The following is an 18,490-nucleotide window of genomic DNA, read 5'->3' on the forward strand; positions in this document are numbered from 1 at the left end:
TGACCGACGGTTTCGACCGCTCGAGCGTCGATGCCATCGCCGCCCTGGCCGGAGTGTCCAAGCGGACGGTGTACGACTACTTCGGGGACAAGCAGACCCTGCTGCGCGCCGTCTTCGACGGCCTGGGTCAGTCCCTGCTCGCGACGATCCGCAGCACGCTGGATGACACACTCGGCGACGTCGCCGCGGCGGATCAGCTCGAGCCTGCCCTCATCGACTTCTCGATGCGGATCGCGAACGACTGGCTCGACTCCGCGGACTACGCCACCCTGCAAGGGCTGGCACGCACCGACTCCGAGCGCCTGCCGAGCTCGAAGGACAGTCCGCTGTCCGACGAGCCGGAGGAGGCCATCGGTGCACGCTTCGCGACCCTGGCGGACGCCGGACTGCTGGAGGTCCCCGATGCCCGACTGGCCGCAGATCACTACATCGGGCTGACCTTCGCGGCCACCATCAACAGACTCGGCACCGCGAACGCGGCTGCGGATTCCCGGGTCCAGCCCCTCATCGTCGCCGGGGTGCGGGCATTCCTCCGGGCGTACCGCGTCGGCTGACGAGCGGAGCTCCGCGAACCCCGCTGACCGAGCCACGGTCGGGTTCATGCCTGACCCTGCCGTACCGGCTGCGCTCCCGCGATACTGTTGCCTGGTGACTTCCAGCTCCTCCCGTGCCATCAATGACCGCATCATCTGGGTCGATTGCGAGATGACCGGCCTCGACAAGCAGCGCGATGCGCTCGTCGAGATCGCCGTCCTCGTGACCGACGCCGATCTGAACATCCTCGGGGAAGGTGTCGACGTCGTCATCAAGCCCCCGGCCGAGTCGCTGACGGGCATGGATCCCTTCGTGGTGAACATGCACACCGTCTCCGGCCTGCTCGAGGAGCTCGACGGCGGGATGACGCTCGAGGAGGCGCAGGCGCAGTGCCTGGAGTATGTGCGCCAGTACTGCCCCGAGCCCGGCAAGGCGCCGCTGGCAGGCAACAGCGTCGGCACCGACCGCGTGTTCCTGGACCGCGACGTGCCCGAGTTCGCCCAGTGGCTCTCCTACCGCACGATCGACGTCTCCAGTCTCAAGGAGCTCGCCAAGCGCTGGTTCCCCCGCGTCTACTACAACATCCCCGCCAAGCACGGCGGCCATCGAGCGCTCGCCGACATCCGCGAGTCGATCCAGGAGCTGAAGTACTACCGCGAGGTGCTGCTGGTGGATGAGCCGGGGCCCACCACCGCCCAGGCCCAGGCCATCTCCCGCACCTTCGAGCTGCGGGAAGGGAGCGACACCGTCCCTGCCCTCCCGGCTCCTGCTCCGCACGTGCCCTGGCTGGACCGCGCCTCTCACCGCAGCTGGCTCGAGGGCGAGAGCGATGAGCTGCTGGTGTTCGGCTCGGAGTCGGTGCGTGAGGACGGCGGCTTCGCCTGGCTCGACGAGCAGGGCGCTCCGGATCTCTCCCGCCCCTCGGAGCTGTGGCTCACCTGCCGGATGACGCACAGCTTCGCCCTCGGGCACCTGCTGGGACGCCCGGACTTCGGCCGCTTCGCCGACCATGGGCTGGCCTCCCTGCGCGGAGTCTTCCATGACGACGAGCACGGCGGCTGGTACTCCTCCGTGGCTGGCGGCAAGGCGGTCGACGACTCGAAGCAGGCCTACGCCCACGCCTTCGTGGTGCTCGCGGCCTCCTCGGCGCTCGCCGCCGGTCGCCCCGGCGCGAAGGAGCTGCTGGACGAAGCACTCTCGGTGCTCGATGAGAAGTTCTTCGACGAGACCGCAGGCATGAGCGTGGATACCTTCGACCGCACCTTCGCCGATTGCGAGGAATACCGCGGGATCAACGCGAACATGCACACCGTCGAGGCGCTGCTGGCCGCGGCCGACGTCACCGGCGAGCGCCGCTGGCTCGATCGCGCCGTCGCCATCGCCACCCGCGCGATCGACGAGTTCGCGCGGCTGAACGACTGGGCGCTGCCCGAGCACTTCGACGTCGACTGGAACCCGCTGCTGGACTACAACCAGGATCAGCCCGCGCATCCCTTCCGCCCCTACGGCGCGACGATCGGCCACTGGATCGAATGGTCGCGTCTGGTGCTGCACGCACGCGCCGCGCTGATCGCGGCCGACGGCGAGGCACCGGAGTGGATGCTCGAGGCCGCGACCGCCCTGATGGAGAAGTCCGCCGCGGCCTTCGGGGCCGACGGGGCGCCGGGCTGGGTGTACACCGTGGACTGGGACGGCTCCCCGGTTGCCGGCGAGCGCATGCACTGGGTCGCCGCCGAGGCCGTCGGCGCCGCCGCGGTGCTGTACCAGGTCACCGGGGACCGAGTGTGGGCCGAACGCTACGAGCAGTGGTGGGAGTACATCTCGACCTACCTGCTCGACGCCGAGAACGGCTCCTGGTTCCACGAGCTGGATGCGGACAACGAGCCGCAGGGGAAGACCTGGCCGGGCAAGCCGGACATCTACCACGCCCTCCAGGCCACTCTCATCCCCCGCCTGCCGGTGACTCCCACGCTCGCCGCCGCCCTGCGCGACGGACAGCTGGACCACGACCTGCGCAGCTGAGAGATCCGCGCCGACGGCGCATCTCCACCGGAGCCCCGGCCCGACCTCGCGATGAGGCAGGGCCGGGGCTCCGCGCGGCTTATGCTCCTCGGGTGCCCCGCTCCGCAGACTCCGCATTCCTCGACCTGCGGCCGTTCCGGGCCAGCGGCGCCTTCACGAAATTGTGGATCGGCTCGACCCTCGCAGGTCTCGGTGGGCAGCTCACGATCGTCACGGTGATGCTGCACGTGTTCACTCTGACCGGCAGCACCTTCGCGGTCTCGATGGTCGCGGTGGCCGGCCTGGTGCCGATGATCATCGCCGGGCTCTACGGCGGGATGCTCGCTGACGCCTTCGACCGCCGTCGCGTCGCGCTCGCCGCCGCGGTCATCACGTTCCTCTCCACCGCGCTGCTGGCCGCCCTGACCTGGGCCGGCCTGGAGAGCATCGGCTGGCTATACCTGCTCAGCGTGCTCAACGCGGCCGCGAACTCGGTGGGCATGGCCACGCGCACCGCGATCGTGCCGCGACTGCTGCCCACGGAGCTGCTGGCCGCCGCCTCGGCTCTCAACGGCATCACCATCGGCGTGATGGTGATGGCGGGCCCGGCGCTCGCGGGCGTGCTCGTGGCGCTGACCGGGTACGGGCTCACCTACAGCATCGACGTCGTGCTCATGCTGGCGATGTTCCTGGGCCTGTGGAGCCTGCCCCCGCTGCGACCCGAGGGCGAGATCGTGCGACCTGGCCTCGCTTCCCTCGTGGACGGCTGGCGATACCTGCGCCGCTCGGCGAACATCCGCACCCAGTACCTCATGGACATCATCGCGATGACTTTCGGGAATCCGCTGACGCTGTTCCCGGCGCTGGGCACAGTGCTGCTGGGCGGCGGGGCGATCACCACCGGCGCGCTGACGGCCGCCGTCGCCGCGGGCACCTTCCTCTCGAGCCTGTTCTCCGGGCGGGCGGCGCGGTATCGCTGGCACGGGCGTGGGATCGCGCGTGCGATCCAGGTGTACGGGGCGGCGATCTTGCTCTTCGGCGCGGTGCTGCTGGTGGCGGTGCTCTTCCCGGGTGCCGATGAGCAGAACCCGCACCTGGCGCTGATCGTGGCGGCCTGCCTGGCGCTCGCCGTCTCCGGCGGGGCGGACAACATCTCCTCGATCTATCGCAACACGATGATGCAGTCCGCGGTGCCCGATGCGATGCGCGGCCGGCTCCAGGGCATCTTCATCGTGGTGGTCGCGGGCGGGCCCCGGCTCGGTGCGCTCTACGCGGGCGCCCTCGCCTCTGTGACCGCGCTGTGGCTCCCGCCGCTGCTGGGCGGGATCGTGGTGATCGTGCTGATCACGCTGCTGCTGCGCCGCGTCCCACGATTCCGCGAGTATGACGCGATGGCGCCGACGGCATGAGGTCCTCACACACGCCCGCGCGCAACCTGCTCGACGCAGGCGGGAGTCAGCTGTCGAGCTCGCCCAGAGACTGCTCCATGCGGGTGATCTTTCCCTCGAGCTCGCCCTCATGGCCGGGGCGGATGTCGGCCTTCAGCACGAGGGAGACCCGGGAGCCATAGCGCCCGGCTTCCGCCGTGGCGCGGCGGACCACGTCCATCACCTCTTCCCAGTCGCCCTCGATCTCGGTGAACATCGAGCTGGTGCGGGTGGGTAGGCCCGAGGCCCGCACGATGCGGACCGCAGCGGCAACTGCGTCGTGCACGCTCGCGCCATCGGCGCCCTCCCCGAGATGGCGGGTGAGAGACGAGTCTGAGGGCTCACCGGTGGGCTGGACGGAGAAGGCAACGATCATGCCGCCAGTCTCCCCCTGTGTCACGGACGGTGCAATGCGAAGGGCGCACGGGGCGCACAGGCACCAGCACCGGCACGGTCAGGGGCACGGGGCGCGGGTCGCGGGTTGCGGGGTGCGAAGCGACGGTGACCTCGGCGAGCGCGCGTGGCCCCGGCGAGGTCCTTCGATAGGATCGGTCACGGCGTCCCTGGTCGGGGCCGTGCTCTCCATCAAGAAGAACGAGGACCATGACTGCGCTCCGCATCGGCATCGTCGGCTACGGGAACCTGGGACGAGGCGTCGAGATCGCCGTCTCCCTCCAGGAGGACATGGAGCTGGTGGGCGTGTTCACACGCCGCGAGCCGGCCGCCGTCAGCACCGTTCACGAGCAGACTCCCGTGCTGTCGATGGAGGCGCTCGAGGCGATGCAGGGCGAGGTCGATGTACTCGTGCTCTGCGGCGGATCGAAGTCCGATCTCCCCGAGCAGACCCCGCTGCTCGCCGAGCGGTTCACCGTCGTGGACAGCTTCGACACGCATGCCAGGATCCCCGAGCACTTCGCGAACGTCGATGCCGTCGCGCGTGAGGCCGGCACCACGGCGATCATCTCCACCGGGTGGGACCCGGGCCTGTTCTCGATCAACCGGGTGTACGGGGAAGCCATCCTCCCCGTCGGCTCCACCTATACCTTCTGGGGCCGCGGGCTGTCCCAGGGCCACTCCGATGCGCTGCGCCGCATCGACGGGGTCGCTGGCGCCGTCCAGTACACGATCCCGTCGGAGGACGCGATCGCCCGGGTGCGCGCCGGTGAGCGGCCCGAGCTGAGCAACCGGGAGAAGCACACTCGCGAGTGCTTCGTGGTGCTCGAGGAGGGCGCCGACGCCGAAGCCGTGCGCCATGAGATCGTGACGATGCCGCATTACTTCGAGCCCTACGAGACGGCGGTGACCTTCCTCAGCGCCGAGGAGCTCGCCCGCGACCACCGCAGCATGCCCCATGGCGGCTTCGTGATCCGTTCCGCGGAGTCCTCCCCCGGCACCACACAGACCATCGAGTACCGCCTGCAGGAGGACTCGAACCCGGAGTTCACCGCGAGTGTGCTGGTCGCCTATGCCCGCGCCGCAGGCCGGATGGCCACCGCCGGGGAGCATGGGGCGAAGACCCCCTTCGATGTGGCACCGGGTCTCCTGTCCCCGAAGACTCCCGAGCAGCTGCGCGCTGAGCTGCTGTGAGCGTGCGGGGCGCTCGCCCCGCTCAGCTCCACGGAGTGCTCTGCTCGATCCCGACGCCGTGGAGCCACGCAGTCCACGAGCTCCCCTTTCCTTGCCCGAAGCTCGCGCTGTAGTGCAGCTGGGCGAGGGAGGGCACCTCCCATGACCGCAGCTCATGCAGGAACGCCTCGCGCGCGGCGGCGCAGCCCTCGGCATCGACTGGGAATCCCTCCCCTGCCTCTGCACCGGGGCCCCTCCCTCTCACCCGGATCCGCTCGTCGCCCTCGGCGACGCTGACTGTCCAGTTGATGAGCTGGCGCAGCTCCCACCGCTCGAACCGCGGGAAGAGTCGCAGCGCGGGATCGTCATGCCAGATCGTCAGGGCGAAGGACTCGACGAGTTCGCTCGGCGCGGCCAGGAGCGTGGTGTGGACTTCTTCGAGCATCTCGCCCAGCCACTGCTCGAGCTGCCCGGCGTCCTCCGCGAGGTGATGGCGCGGCCGGAATGCCCCGCTCGAGAGGTTCTGCGGTGAGTAAGCGACCCAGCGGTCGGGGAGTTCATCGCGGGCCGGGTTCTGGAACGCGCGCTCCTCTGCATCGGCGGCCTCGTGAGCGTCCTGCATGCAGAGCCACCCCGCACCGTCATAGTCGCGTCGAAGGGTGATCCACTCCGGTCCACCCATCCATCGCACCCAGGGACCATTGCCGAGCACGTGGGGTACGCCGTGGGCCTCTCGCAGCTCTGTGAGGACCTCCGCGAACGGACCGAGCTGGACACCCTCCGGCTCCGGGGCGGGATCCGGGGCGCGCTCCGAGGCGGGCTGCTGTACCGCCGCTGCGGGCTCCAGAGCCAGCTCATGAGCCGCTTCCGGCAGTGTCGGCGAGACTTCCCGGACCACCACTTGCGGCACGATCGTCGATGTCGATGTCGATATCGATGTCGACGAGACTCCGTGAGCGGCTAGCTCCTGCCCCTGCTCCTCAGGCGCCTCCGAGTCCGGCAGTCCATAGAGCCGCATGGACTCATCGAAGAGGTCCCACTTGTCCTCGGTGAGGATGATCTCGACGCCGGAGTGATGGGCGGCGAAGAGAGCCGCCGCGAGGGTGCGCCGGACCTCGTCGGATGCCACCAGGGCCTCGAGTGGGATGCGCACCCCGCCGTCATTCTTGACCAGCTCGAAGAGGGGCCTCGTCCACCGCGGTGCGGCATCGCGGAGGGCGCGCGCATCCCGCACTCCGATCAACAGCTCCGCCCGCTGGATGCCGCTGAGGCGCGCGAGGGTGACTACGCCCAGCTTCGCTGTCTGAGGGGTGTTTCGCTCGTCCCATCCCAGCCCCATGGTCACCTCGGCCCAGGGGATCTGGGGCATCCCGAGGATCGTGATCCCCTGGGACGTGATGACCACCGAATGTTCGGGGGATCGCAGGCCTATGAGTGCTCGTCGCCGGGACAACGCGATCCGTACGGCGCCCAACGAGGTGAGGACCATCAGGAACACCATCATCAGGAGCACCATCCACGGCAGGTCCTGCTCAAGGAGGAGATAGAACAGCCCCACGCCGACCCCTACGAAAGCCAGCAGGAAGCCCGCGAGCACCGCCGCGCTGGTGTACCGCAGGCGAGCGACAGCTGCGCGATCGATCGGCGCTCGATAGGCGTTGCCTGCGAGGAAGTAGCCCTGCCAGTCCCGCACCTCTTCGTCGGACAACCCCAGGTAGAGCCTCGCGGACCGCGGCCCAAAATCAGCGGAAGAGAAGCCCTCGCTGAATCCTGCGGGAACCTGGGAGGACCCACCCCTGGATGGAGTGGAGCTCATGCGCCAGTCCCGGCCCACACGGCGCCCGGAAGCGTAGGCACACCGAGACGAGAGGGCGTGCAGGGGAGGGTCATGGCCGTATCTTCACCTGATGCCTGTCTCGATGCAATGCGAGTCACACTCCTGCCAGCCCTTCTGGGGCGCGAAGCCCTCGGGAAGACGGTATGGTTGTCACTCGTTGCGGGTTCTACATCGCACATGGTGGTCGTAGCTCAGTTGGTAGAGCTCCTGGTTGTGGTCCAGGCGGTCGCGGGTTCAAATCCCGTCGATCACCCCAAGAAACGCCCTGGTGACAGGGCGTTTCTTTATTTCTGCTCACGCCTGGGGCCGACATTGCGCCTGCGGGACCGGGAGAATTCTCTGGCTTCCACTGGGGGCGGTCGATAGGGTCGGAGCATGACGGCGGTCATCGTCTGCAGCGGATCCCTGCTCCGGATCCTGCGTGAGAACGACCTCCCCCGCTCCGTGCCGGATCCGGGGTGAGCCCGCAATGCCGTACGGATATGTCGCCACGCTCCTGGTCTGGGCTCTCGTCACCGCGGCGATGCTCCGCCCACCGCATCGCCCGATGCTGCTCGCCCGCGTCGTCTACTTCCTCAGCGTCGCCGCGAACGAGCTGCCCCTGCTCGTGCTGCTCCTGCTGGGGCTGAGCACTGTGAGCACGCTCAGCTCGCGGAGTCCGAGGGCCGATGTCTCCGGCCTGCTCGCCCTGGTGCTGGGCACATTCGTCGCGGCAGGTCTGCTCGTGCTGCAACGACGGGTGGGCCGGGCCCGCGGCATCATCGCGCGGGAGGTGGGCCTGCCCCTCGACTCGCACGCCGTGCGGTGGGCGTGGCTGCTGCCCCTCCCACTCCGCCCGCGCGGCGTCGAGCGGCTCGCGAACCTCCGCTACGGTCGCGGCGGGACCGAGCACCTCCTGGATCTCTACCGCCCGCGTGACCAGGCCGCGCAGCACCGCCCCGGCGACGGCCGCTCCGAGGGCAGCGGCTCCGAGGGCAGACGCTCCGAGGGCAGACGCTCCGAGGGCAGCGGGCCCGGGAACCGCAGCCCCGCGCCGGTGCTCATCTACTTCCACGGCGGCGGATACCGCAGCGGCGGTAAGCACTTCGAGTCCGCCCATCTGAGGCACCGGATGGCCCAGCGTGGCTGGGTGGTGCTGAGCGCGAACTACGGCCTGCGCCCGCGGGCCACCTGGCCTGAGCACCTCATCGATGCGAAGCGCGTGATCGCCTGGGTCCACGAGAACGCCGCTCAGCACGGGATGGATCCCCGCCGGATCGTCATGTCCGGCAGCTCCGCGGGAGCTCATCTGTCGATCCACTGCGCCCTGACGGCGAACGACCCCGCACTGCAGCCCGGCTTCGAGACGACCGACACCCGCCTCGCCGCGGCCGTGCTGCTCTACGGGTACTTCGGCGGGTACTACGGCCGAGATGCGCACGAACAGCCCACCTCCCATCCCCTGGATCTGCCCGTCGGCGCCGCCCCGCCGATCGTGGCTTTCCACGGGGACCAGGACAACCGGGTCCCGGTTCAGCAGGCCCGCGACCTGGTCTCCCATCTGCGCTCCAGATCACCGTGCGCTGTCGCCTATGCCGAGCTCCCCGGGGCGCAGCACGGCTTCGACGTGTTCGCCTCCCCACGGTGCCGGGCCGTGGTGGACGGCATCGAGCACTTCCTCACCGAGCAGGTGGCCCGGCCCGCCCCCGACTGACCATCCCCGAGCTCCGCTCCGAGCAGTTCCGCCCCCGGGCAGTCACACCACCGTGCTGTTCGGCCACAGTGCTGGTCCGCCACCGCGTAGAGGGGAGCTGCCCGCCCCTGGGCAAACCGCCACCGCAGGGCTACCGTAAGGGGGCCACAGGCAGGTCGGGAGGTCGCCATGGCACAGCTGCCAGATCGTGCAGACATCGTCGTCATCGGAGCCGGGGTGGTGGGCAACGCCGCCGTCGCCCATCTCGCGGACCATGGCTGGCGCCGCATCGTCCAGATCGACAAGGGCCCCCTGCCCGATCCGGGCGGATCCACAGGTCACGCGTCGAACTTCGTGTTCCCCGTCGACCACTCCAAGGAGATCACCGATCTCACCGTGGACTCGCTGCGCCAGTACGGCGAGCTCGGGGTGCTGACCCGCTGCGGCGGCATCGAGGCCGCCCGCAGCGCCGAGCGCATGCAGGAGCTCACCCGGCGCATGACCTCGGCCCGGGCCTGGGGCGTCGAGGCCCAACTGCTCTCCCCTGCCGAGATCCAGGAGCTCGTGCCGCACTGCGACTCGAGCCTGCTGATCGGCGGCTTCTACACCCCCACCGGCGCGATCGTCGATCCGTTGCGCGCCGGGGAGCTCTTCCGCGAACGGGCCGAGGCCGCCGGCGCTCTCACCACCGTCGCCGAGACCGAGGTGACCGGCATCGACGTCACCTCCGGGCGGGTGCGCCGCGTGCTCACCGACCGAGGCGAGATCGAGACCGAGCTCGTGCTCATCGCCTGCGGTGTCTGGAGCCCACAGGTCGCGGCGCTCGCCGGGGCCGCGATCCCGCTCACCCCGGCGGTGCACCAGATGCTCGACGTGGGCCCGATCCCCGCGCTCGCCGAGACCGACGAGTGGGTGAGCTTCCCGCTGCTGCGCGACATGGACAACCTGATGTACGAGCGCCAGCGCGGCGCGGACCTCGAGATCGGCTCCTACGCGCACCGCCCGCTGCTGCACGATCCGAGCGAGATCCCGCCGGTCGGGGACCACCCCGGGCAGGCGAGCCCCACCAGCTTCCCCTTCACCGAGGAGGACTTCACCGCGCAGCTGGCCCATGCCCGCGAGCTCTTCCCGAGCCTGCTCACGGATCCGGAGCCGCCGCGGAAGGCGGCGATCAACGGGCTGCTCTCCCTCACCCCCGACGGGGGCGCCCTGGTGGGTGAGACGCCCGAGGTGGCCGGGCTGTGGTCCGCTGCCGCGGTGTGGATCAAGGAGGCCGCCGGGGTGGGGCGCATGGTCGCCGAGCTGCTCACCGAGGGCAGCAGCGAGATCGACGCGCACGGCTCCGACATCGCGCGCTTCCATCCCTCCCAGCGCACCCGGGAGCACGTGCGGGCGCGCGCGGCCGAGGGCTTCCCCAAGGTGTACGGGATCAGCCATCCGCGCGAGCAGTGGCTCTCGAACCGGCCGCTGCGGACCAGTCCCCTGCACGTCCGCACCGAAGCGCTCGGGGCGGAGTTCTACGAGGCGGCAGGCTGGGAGCGGCCCCAGTGGTACTCCGCGAACCGGCCTCTGCTCGAGAAATTCGCGGACGGCGTGGACCGCCGCACCCACGAGTGGGATGCCCGTTGGTGGTCGCCGCTCATCGAGGCCGAGCACCTCGCGATGCGCGAGCGCGTAGCACTGGTGGACCTTGCCGCCTTCGCGATCCTCGACGTCTCCGGCCCCGGCGCGCTGGAGTTCCTCGAGCACCTCGCGGTGGCGCGCATCGACGTGCCCGTCGGCCGGGTCGTGTACACCCCGCTGCTCACCCCGGCCGGCACCTTCCGCAGCGACCTCACGATCGTCCGCCGCGGCGAGACCGAGTTCCGCGTGATCACCGGCGGCGCCGAGGGCGGCCGGGACCTCGCGTGGCTGCGAACCCACCTGCCGGCCGACGGTTCGGTGCAGCTGACGGACTCGTCCTCAGCGGTGACCACGATCGGGGTATGGGGCCCACGAGCCCGCGACCTCGTCCAGCCGCTCACCGCGGAGGATCTCTCCGATGCCGCCTTCACCTTCGGCACCGCCCGCAACGCGGTGATCGGCGGAGTGCCGGTGTCGATGCTGCGGATCAGCTACGTAGGTGAGCTGGGCTGGGAGCTGCACGTCGCGGCCGAGCTCGCGCCACGCCTGTGGGACCGGCTGTGGGAGGCCGGGCAGGGGCACGGCGCGATCGCGGCCGGGATCGGCGTGTACGGCACCACGGGCCGGCTCGAGAAGGGCTACCGGCTGATGGGTGCCGAGCTCACCGGCGAGTACAACCCCATCGAGGCGGATCTCGCCCTGCCCAAGGTCAAGCGCGCGGACTTCGTGGGCAAGCCCGCCTACCTCGCCTCCCGCGAGCAGGGCCCGGCGGCGATGCTGTGCACGCTCGCGCTCACAGATCCCCCGTCGAACCCGGAGATCGCACGGTGTCCGACAGGCGGTGAGCCGGTGCTCTCCACGGACGGCGAGGTCCTCGTCGATGCTCGCGGCCGGCGTTCCTTCGTGACCTCCGCGGGGCCCGCCCCGTCTCTGGGTCGCTACCTGCTGCTGGCCTACCTTCCCCTCGCACAGGCGGTGGAGGGCACCGCGCTGCAGGTCGAGCACCTCGGGGCGCGGCTGCCGGCTAAGGTGCTCACCGTCGGCCGCACCCCGGCGTTCGACCCGGAGGATGCCCGGATGAAGGGCTGAGCCGGGCCGCTGCCGGGCGCCCCGGCTCAGCCGGTCATCTCGGGACGGTGCTCCAGGCGTCGGGAGATCTCCGCGGCCGCCTGCTGCACCTGCTCTGCGACCTCGGGGAGCCTGCCTCGACCGAGACGGTAGGCCGGCCCTGCTGCGGACAGGGCCGCGATGACGCTCCCCTCCGGCCCATAGATCGCCGCGGCCACCGCGTTCAGGCCCTCCTCGAACTCCTCCTCGGCGACCGCCCAGCCGCGTACGGCCGCCTCCTGCAGCTGTGCGCGCAGAACATCGGCCTCGACGATCGTCTGGGCGGTGAACCGCTCGAGATCGCCGGCGAGAACCGCCTCGCTCTGCGCGAGCGGGAGATGCGCCAGCAGCACCTTCCCGCTCGAGGTCGCGTGCAGGACGGTCGCATCCCCCACCCAGTTGTGCAGGGCGACGGTGCGGGCACCCTGGGCCTGGTACAGGTTCACCGCCGCGCCGGAGCGGTAGACAGCGAGGTTCACCGTCTCCCCGAGCTGCTCGGCGAGCGCGTCGCAGACCGTGCCGCCCACAGCGGTGAGATCCTGCCGGGAACGGGTGGCGGCGGCGAGCCGGAGGATGCCGACCCCGAGCTGCACCGGCCCTCCCTCGACCCGCCGCTCGACGAGGTCATGGGCCTGGAGAGCGGCGACCAGGCGGGAGACCGTGGACTGGTGGACCCCCAGCTCCTTCGCGATCCGGCCCACCCCGGAGCGCCCGTCCCGGGCGAGGATCTCCATCACCTGCGCCGCACGGTCCACAGACTGCACGCCGCCCGCCCGGGTGACCGCATGCTGCGGCTGCTCTGCTCCGATGCCCGAGCTGCGTCCGGCCGTCATCCTCATGACTCCCCCTCACCACTATGCGCAGTGCGCATGCCATTGCGCAGAGCGCACCTTGATGCCACAGTAAGGGACGGACACGATTCCTGGAGGCCACGATGACCGTGAACCCGAATCCCCAAGTGCTGCTGTACCCGCGCATCCGCAAGTCCCCGTTCTTCTACGCCTCGCGGCGTCACGGGGTCGAGATGTACAGCGTGTACAACCGCACCTACCACCCCCGGCACTACGGCGACCCCGTCGCCGAGTACTGGGCGCTGCTGGAGGGCGTCACCCTCTGGGACGTCGGCGTCGAGCGGCAGATCGAGATCTCCGGCCCGGACGCCTTCGACTTCACGAACCTGCTCGTCACCCGTGATCTTTCGAAATGTGCGGTCGGCCAGTGCAAGTACGTGTTCCTCACCGACCAGCACGGAGGGATCCTCAACGACCCGATCCTGCTGCGCCTCGAGGAGAACCGCTTCTGGCTGTCCCTGGCCGATTCCGACATCCTGCTGTGGGCCCGCGGCGTCGCCACCCACGCCGGGATGGACGTGCGCATCGAGGAGATCGATGTGGGCCCCGTGCAGGTGCAGGGCCCGAAGTCCTTCGCCCTGATGCGTGATCTGCTGGGCGACTCCGTGGCGGACATCCGCTACTACTACCTGCACGATTACACCATCGACGGGATCGAGGTGACCGTCTCGCGCACCGGATACACCGGGGAGATCGGCTATGAGATCTACGTCCACCACGCCTCGCGGGACGCCGAGCGCCTGTGGGAGCTGGTGCTCGAGGCCGGGAAACCCCACGACCTGCGAGTCATAGGCCCCTGCCACATCCGCCGCATCGAGGGCGGCATGCTCGCCCACGGCGCCGACATCACGGTGGACACCAATCCCTTCGAGGTCGGCATGGGCTACGACTGGATGGTCGACCTCGAGCAGGAGGCCGACTTCATCGGCAAGGATGCCCTGCGCCGGATCAAGCAGGAGGGCCCGGCCCGGAAGCTGGTGGGCCTGGAGCTCGGCGGAGAACCCCTCGGGAGCTACAACGACGGCTCCATGATCGACGCCTTCCCCGTGCACCACGAGGGCGAGGTGGTCGGCCGGGTCACCTCTGCCTGCTACTCGCCGAGGCTCGAGAAGAACATCGGCCTCGCCCTGGTCCCGGCCGCACTGTCCGACATCGGGACCCGGTTCCTGGTCGACACCGGGGAGCGCCCCGGCGCGCAGGAGCCCTCCGGAAAGGAGCTCGTGGAGGCGGAAGTCGTGCCCAAGCCGTTCATCGATCCCTCGAAGGAGCAGCCCAAGAGCGACGTCACCTCCCTTGGAACGGACCCCGCGAGCAGCGGCACCGGGACCTGAGATGGCCCCTCCCCCGCCTGTCGCCGAGGCGCTGGGCCCGGAACCGCAGTACGAGGTGATCCCGCTGCGCGGCATCGCCCATGAGGTCGCCGCGCAGCTGCCGCCCGGCTCGCGGGTGACGGTCACCGCATCCCCGGGCCAGGGACTGCCGGCGACGATCGGAACGGCATGCGAGCTGGCCCAGCAGGGATTCCGTGCGATCCCCCACCTCGCCGCCCGCATGCTCCGCTGCCGCGACGAGGTGGCGGAGCTGCTGGAGCGCCTCGCCGACGCGGGGGTGGCCGAGGTGTTCGTCATCGCCGGCGACGCGTCACCGCAGGCAGGCGACTTCCCCGGCGCCCTGGAGCTGCTCGAGGCCATCTCCTCCGCCGGATCAGCGATGACGGTGGGCGTCGGCGCCCACCCCGAGGGCCACCCCCATCTCGCGGACGCCGAGGCGACGCAATTGCTGGGAAGGAAGGCGGTGTACGCCTCCTATGCGGTCACCCAGATGTGCTTCGCGGCCGCGCCGCTGCTGGAGTGGACCCGACGGCTCCGGGATGCCGGCATCACCCTGCCGGTGCGCCCCGGAGTCGCCGCCGCCGTGGGCACCGCCCGGCTGCTGCGGATCGGCACCCGGATCGGCGTGGGCCGTTCCCTGCGCTTGCTCGGCGGGGAGGACCCCGGGATGCGCCGGTTGCTCTCCCCCGGTCGGTGGGAGCCCGGCCCCCTGCTCGAGGAGCTCAGCACGGCGACCGCGGAGGAACCGGGCCTCGCGCTGCTGGGGCCCCACGTGTACACCTTCAATGATCTCCGCGCCGCCCGAAGGGTCACTGCACGCCGCTGATCAGGTGCTCCTCGACTGATCTGGTGCTCCTCGACATGTCCGCTCCCGTTCGTCGCGGTTCCACCACCTGCCCAGGCAGGTCTGGCATCGTCGGGGTACCGATCCGTCCCGGAAGGAACCCTGCACCATGGACGACACAGCTCCGAGTGACACCGAGGTCTCTGCTGAGGTGGGTGCGCTGGTCGCCGCCCAGCAGGAGCTCTTGCTGCGCTCCGACGCGGATTCCGAACAGATCGCAGCGAGGCTGCGCCAGGTGCACGCAGAGCTCACCACTCTGCGGATGCACTACCAGTTCGGGATCGACGAGGTGCAGACGAAGGTGAACATCCTGCGCCAGGAGTTCGAGCAGATCCACGAGTACAGCCCCATCGAGCACGTCCGCTCGCGGCTCAAGTCCACCGAGAGCCTGATCGAGAAAGCCGTGCGCACCGGAGGCGAGATGTCGATCCCCGCCATCCGCGCACGGGTGATGGACATCGCCGGGATCAGGATCACCTGCAGCTTCGTCTCGGACGTCTACTGGATCGCGGACATGCTCAGCCGCCATCAGGATCTCGAGGTGCTCGCGGTGAAGGATTACATCGCCGCCCCGAAGCCCAATGGGTACCGCTCGCTGCACCTGATCGTGCAGGTGCCCGTCTACCTCTCCGAGCACACCGAACTGGTGCCGGTCGAGCTGCAGCTGCGCACCATTGCGATGGACTTCTGGGCCAGCACCGAGCACAAGCTGTCCTACAAGTACCGCAAGAACCTCCCCGCCCGTCTGCAGGCCGAGCTCGATGACGCGGCCAGAGTCGCCACCGACCTCGATCAGCGCATGGAGAGCCTCCGCGCCGAGATCCGACCACGGCCCGCGGGCGTCCCCACCACCGACGGCTTCCCCTCATGACCGGTCGTCCCGCCGACGCCGTGACTCCAGGCACAGCGCGGCCCATAATGGCGGGCATGACGGATTCGACGCGAACCAGACGTGTGCTGATCACCGGAGCGACCGGGGGCGTCGGCTCCCATCTGGCCACCACCTTGGCTGATCACTACGACCTCGTCCTCCACGGCCGCAGCCAGGACAAGGCCCCGGAAGGGATCACGCTCAAGCTCGCCGAGCTCAGCGAGTACGACGAAGTGCTATCCCTGATGGAGGGGATCGACACCGTCGTGCACATGGCCGGCGCCGCCTCGCCGGAGTCCAGCTGGGAGGCCGTGTTCGAGGCGAACCTCATCGGGGTCCGCAACGTGCTGGAGGCCGCGCGTGAGGCGGGCGTGCGCCGCGTGGTGCTCGCCTCCTCCAACCATGCGATGGGCATGTACGACCGCCACGAGGAATGGCCCGTCTACCCGCACCAGCTGCCCCGCGGTGACTCGCTCTACGGCGTCTCGAAGATCTTCGGCGAATCGCTCGGACGGTTCTACCACGATGAGCACGGGCTGGATGTGATCAACCTTCGCATCGGCTGGTTCTCCGAGGACCCGCTCGCCGCGAAGGAGGACATCCTGCGCGCGATGTGGCTCAGCCCGGCGGACTGCACGCAGGTGGTCCGCTGCGCGATCGAGGCCGAGGTGGCCTTCGGCCTCTACTACGCGATCTCCGACAACCCCAACCGGCGCTGGGCGCTCACCAATACCCAGCTCGAGCTCGGCTATCGGCCGCAGGACTCCTGGACGAGCCTCCCCGGAGCCGTGGAGCACGTCGTCGAGGGCGGCGCCGAGGTGCGGGACAACTGGCCCCGCGGCTCATGACCGCAGCCGCCCGGGCGGCGCGGCTGCTGGTCGCGCTGCTGATCCTCGCCGCCCTGCTCACCAATGCAGTGGGCGCGGCCCAGGACGGTCTGCTCGCACAGAACGTCTCCTACTTCACCAACCAGTCGAACCTGTTCTTCGTGGCGCTGATCCTCGCCGGGGTGACGCTGGGCGCGCGCCGGCCTCCGTGGTTCGACGAGGTGCGCGGGGCGGTCGCGTTCTACCTGGTGATGACCGGGATCATCTATGCCCTGCTGGTCGCGCCGCTGGACGAGCTGCTGCGGTGGGATATCGGATGGACGGGGACCGTGCTGCACCGTCTGGCCCCGGTCGCAGCGCTGGTGGACTGGCTGCTGACGGCGCGCCGCCGCGCACCGTCGGCACGTCGCATCCTGTGGTGGCAGCTGTTCCCGGTGGTGTTCCTGGCGGGCACCTGGGTGCGCGGCGGACTGACGGGCTGGTACCCCTACGAGTTCCTGGATCCCACGGCGAGCTCGTGGAGCCAGGTGCTGGCCACCACAGCAGTGGTGCTGGTGGCGTTCTTCGCGATTGCCACCGCGGTGCATCTGCTCGAGGGACGACTGCGAACTGCCAGAGTCCCAGCCCGGGAGGCCGAACTCGCAGTACGGTGATCAGATGAGCGCTCACACCTTCGATCCGACGGGACTCGAACCCCTCACCGCCACCGACGAGCAGCGCTCCGAGGCACCGCTCGCACGCACCCCCGACGGCACCTGGGTGGTGCTCGGGCATCCGGAGGCCGTCGCTGTCGCCACCGATCACGAGACCTTCTCCTCCGCCGTCTCCCGCTTCCTGCAGGTGCCCAACGGAATGGACGGCGAGGAGCATGCCGCATTCCGGGAGGCGACCGATCCGTTCTTCGCTCCCGAGCTAATGGAGGCCCTAGAGCCGACGGTCCGCGCTGTCGCGGCAGAGCTGGTCGAGGAGCTGATGGCGGATGTCGACGCGACCGGTACCGAGATCGATGCCGTCGCGGCGCTCGGCGCGGTGTTCGCGGTGCGCGCCCAGACCGCCTGGCTCGGCTGGCCCACCGCGCTGGAGCCCGAGCTGCTGCAATGGATGAGCGACAACCATGAAGCCTCCCGCTCCCGAGAACTCTCCCGCACCACAGAGGTCGCCGAACGCTTCGACACCCTGATCCGCTCCGTCGTGGCACCGCGGAGGGGGCTCGGCGCGGACGCCCCGGAAGACCTGACCACGGAGCTGATGCGGGTGCAGGTGAAGCTGCCGGATCCTGAGATCCCAGGGTCGACGCAGCGCGCGCTGCGCGAGGAGGAGATCGTCTCGATCCTGCGCAACTGGACCGGAGGCGACCTCGGCTCGATCGCCCTGTGCACGGGGGTGCTGCTGACCGCGCTTGCGGACGCTCCCGCGCTCACCGAGCGCCTGCGCCACGGGACCTTCACCGAGGCGGCGGCGATCGTCGACGAACTGCTGCGGATCGATGACCCCTTCGTCTCCAATCGCCGCGTGACCACCTGCCCGGTCTCGCTCGCCGGGCACCAGATCGGGGCGGGTGAGCGGGTGCTGATCCACTGGACCTCCGCGAACCGCGACGAGCGGGTCTTCGCGGACCCGAACCGCTTCGATGAGCAGGCGCATGGCGCGCAGAACCTGGTCTACGGCATCGGCACGCACGTCTGTCCGGGTCGTCCGCTGGCCACGCTCGAGCTGGTGGTCGTGCTCCAGGAGCTGCTCGCGGTGGCCGATGTGCACGCCGCAGAGACTGTGGGAGAGCGCGAGGTCGCTCCGGTGGGCGGCTGGGCGCATGCCCCGGTGGTTCTCACCCCACGCAGCTGACCCCGGCGCAGGGGAACCGCGGCGCTCCTGCACCGCGGGGGTGGAGTGCCACTGCCGTGGGGGCTCAGTCGTGAGGGGTCAGTCGTGGGGGCTCAGTCGTGAGGGCTCAGTCGTGAGGGGTCAGTCGTGGGGGCTCAGTCGTGAGGGCTCAGTCGTG

General features: G+C 69.9%; 15 protein-coding genes and 1 tRNA gene. 13 read left to right on the forward strand and 3 right to left on the reverse strand.

The window, feature by feature from the left end:
- The 3 genes from ACTH43_RS16505 to ACTH43_RS16515 all read left to right on the forward strand — a co-directional run.
- Positions 1 to 554 (forward strand): TetR/AcrR family transcriptional regulator (locus ACTH43_RS16505; RefSeq protein WP_441445987.1); only part of this gene is annotated, 554 nt, incomplete at its 5' end.
- 94 nt (positions 555 to 648) lie between these two features.
- The gene (gene orn / locus ACTH43_RS16510) at positions 649 to 2,556 is read left to right on the forward strand and encodes an oligoribonuclease (RefSeq protein WP_441445988.1); all 1,908 of its coding nucleotides are present in this window, start codon (positions 649 to 651) and stop codon (positions 2,554 to 2,556) included.
- A 92-nt stretch (positions 2,557 to 2,648) separates the two neighbouring features.
- A complete protein-coding gene (locus tag ACTH43_RS16515) occupies positions 2,649 to 3,944 on the forward strand; it encodes an MFS transporter (protein ID WP_441445989.1) in 1,296 nt (431 codons plus the stop codon).
- 46 nt (positions 3,945 to 3,990) lie between these two features.
- Here ACTH43_RS16515 and ACTH43_RS16520 read toward each other — a convergent pair whose 3' ends face one another.
- Positions 3,991 to 4,338, reverse strand: coding sequence for a thiamine-binding protein (locus ACTH43_RS16520; RefSeq protein WP_441445990.1), 348 nt, complete (start codon positions 4,336 to 4,338; stop codon positions 3,991 to 3,993).
- Positions 4,339 to 4,565: 227 nt separating this feature from the next.
- On the opposite strand from ACTH43_RS16520, the gene ACTH43_RS16525 reads away from it, so the two are divergent.
- Complete coding sequence (locus tag ACTH43_RS16525; protein ID WP_441445991.1) at positions 4,566 to 5,549, forward strand: diaminopimelate dehydrogenase; 984 nt, start codon at positions 4,566 to 4,568, stop codon at positions 5,547 to 5,549.
- Positions 5,550 to 5,571: 22 nt separating this feature from the next.
- Here the strand turns inward: ACTH43_RS16525 and ACTH43_RS16530 are convergent, their stop codons facing one another.
- A complete protein-coding gene (locus tag ACTH43_RS16530; RefSeq protein WP_441445992.1) occupies positions 5,572 to 7,236 on the reverse strand; it encodes a hypothetical protein in 1,665 nt (554 codons plus the stop codon).
- A gap of 309 nt (positions 7,237 to 7,545) precedes the next feature.
- Between ACTH43_RS16530 and ACTH43_RS16535 the strand changes: the two genes are divergently transcribed.
- The 3 genes from ACTH43_RS16535 (at position 7,546) to ACTH43_RS16545 (ending at position 11,749) form a co-directional block, all read left to right on the forward strand.
- A tRNA-His gene (locus ACTH43_RS16535) sits at positions 7,546 to 7,621 on the forward strand.
- Positions 7,622 to 7,834: 213 nt separating this feature from the next.
- The gene (locus tag ACTH43_RS16540) at positions 7,835 to 9,058 is read left to right on the forward strand and encodes an alpha/beta hydrolase (RefSeq protein ID WP_441445993.1); all 1,224 of its coding nucleotides are present in this window, start codon (positions 7,835 to 7,837) and stop codon (positions 9,056 to 9,058) included.
- A gap of 168 nt (positions 9,059 to 9,226) precedes the next feature.
- Positions 9,227 to 11,749, forward strand: coding sequence for a GcvT family protein (locus ACTH43_RS16545; RefSeq protein ID WP_441445994.1), 2,523 nt, complete (start codon positions 9,227 to 9,229; stop codon positions 11,747 to 11,749).
- Positions 11,750 to 11,775: 26 nt separating this feature from the next.
- Here the strand turns inward: ACTH43_RS16545 and ACTH43_RS16550 are convergent, their stop codons facing one another.
- Complete coding sequence (locus ACTH43_RS16550) at positions 11,776 to 12,606, reverse strand: IclR family transcriptional regulator (RefSeq protein ID WP_441445995.1); 831 nt, start codon at positions 12,604 to 12,606, stop codon at positions 11,776 to 11,778.
- Positions 12,607 to 12,701: 95 nt separating this feature from the next.
- Between ACTH43_RS16550 and ACTH43_RS16555 the strand changes: the two genes are divergently transcribed.
- The 6 genes from ACTH43_RS16555 to ACTH43_RS16580 all read left to right on the forward strand — a co-directional run bounded on the left by ACTH43_RS16555 (position 12,702) and on the right by ACTH43_RS16580 (position 18,333).
- Positions 12,702 to 13,949 (forward strand): glycine cleavage T C-terminal barrel domain-containing protein, encoded by a 1,248-nt coding sequence (locus ACTH43_RS16555; protein WP_441445996.1) that lies wholly within the window; start codon positions 12,702 to 12,704, stop codon positions 13,947 to 13,949.
- Between the two features lies 1 nt (position 13,950).
- Positions 13,951 to 14,775: a methylenetetrahydrofolate reductase gene (locus tag ACTH43_RS16560; protein ID WP_441445997.1), complete on the forward strand. Its 825-nt coding sequence runs from the start codon at positions 13,951 to 13,953 to the stop codon at positions 14,773 to 14,775.
- 127 nt (positions 14,776 to 14,902) lie between these two features.
- Positions 14,903 to 15,664, forward strand: a complete 762-nt coding sequence (locus ACTH43_RS16565; protein WP_441445998.1) for a GTP pyrophosphokinase — start codon at positions 14,903 to 14,905, stop codon at positions 15,662 to 15,664.
- A 56-nt stretch (positions 15,665 to 15,720) separates the two neighbouring features.
- Entirely contained in the window at positions 15,721 to 16,512 is a 792-nt protein-coding gene (locus ACTH43_RS16570; RefSeq protein WP_441445999.1) for an NAD-dependent epimerase/dehydratase family protein, read from the forward strand.
- Positions 16,509 to 17,144, forward strand: coding sequence for a Pr6Pr family membrane protein (locus ACTH43_RS16575; protein ID WP_441446000.1), 636 nt, complete (start codon positions 16,509 to 16,511; stop codon positions 17,142 to 17,144). Before ACTH43_RS16570 ends, ACTH43_RS16575 begins: the two co-directional genes overlap by 4 nt.
- A 4-nt stretch (positions 17,145 to 17,148) precedes the next feature.
- Positions 17,149 to 18,333: a cytochrome P450 gene (locus ACTH43_RS16580; protein WP_441446001.1), complete on the forward strand. Its 1,185-nt coding sequence runs from the start codon at positions 17,149 to 17,151 to the stop codon at positions 18,331 to 18,333.
- Positions 18,334 to 18,490 lie beyond the last annotated feature (157 nt).

It is taken from the genome of Brachybacterium sp. (assembly GCF_052095815.1).
Classification (GTDB): Bacteria; Actinomycetota; Actinomycetes; order Actinomycetales; family Dermabacteraceae; genus Brachybacterium.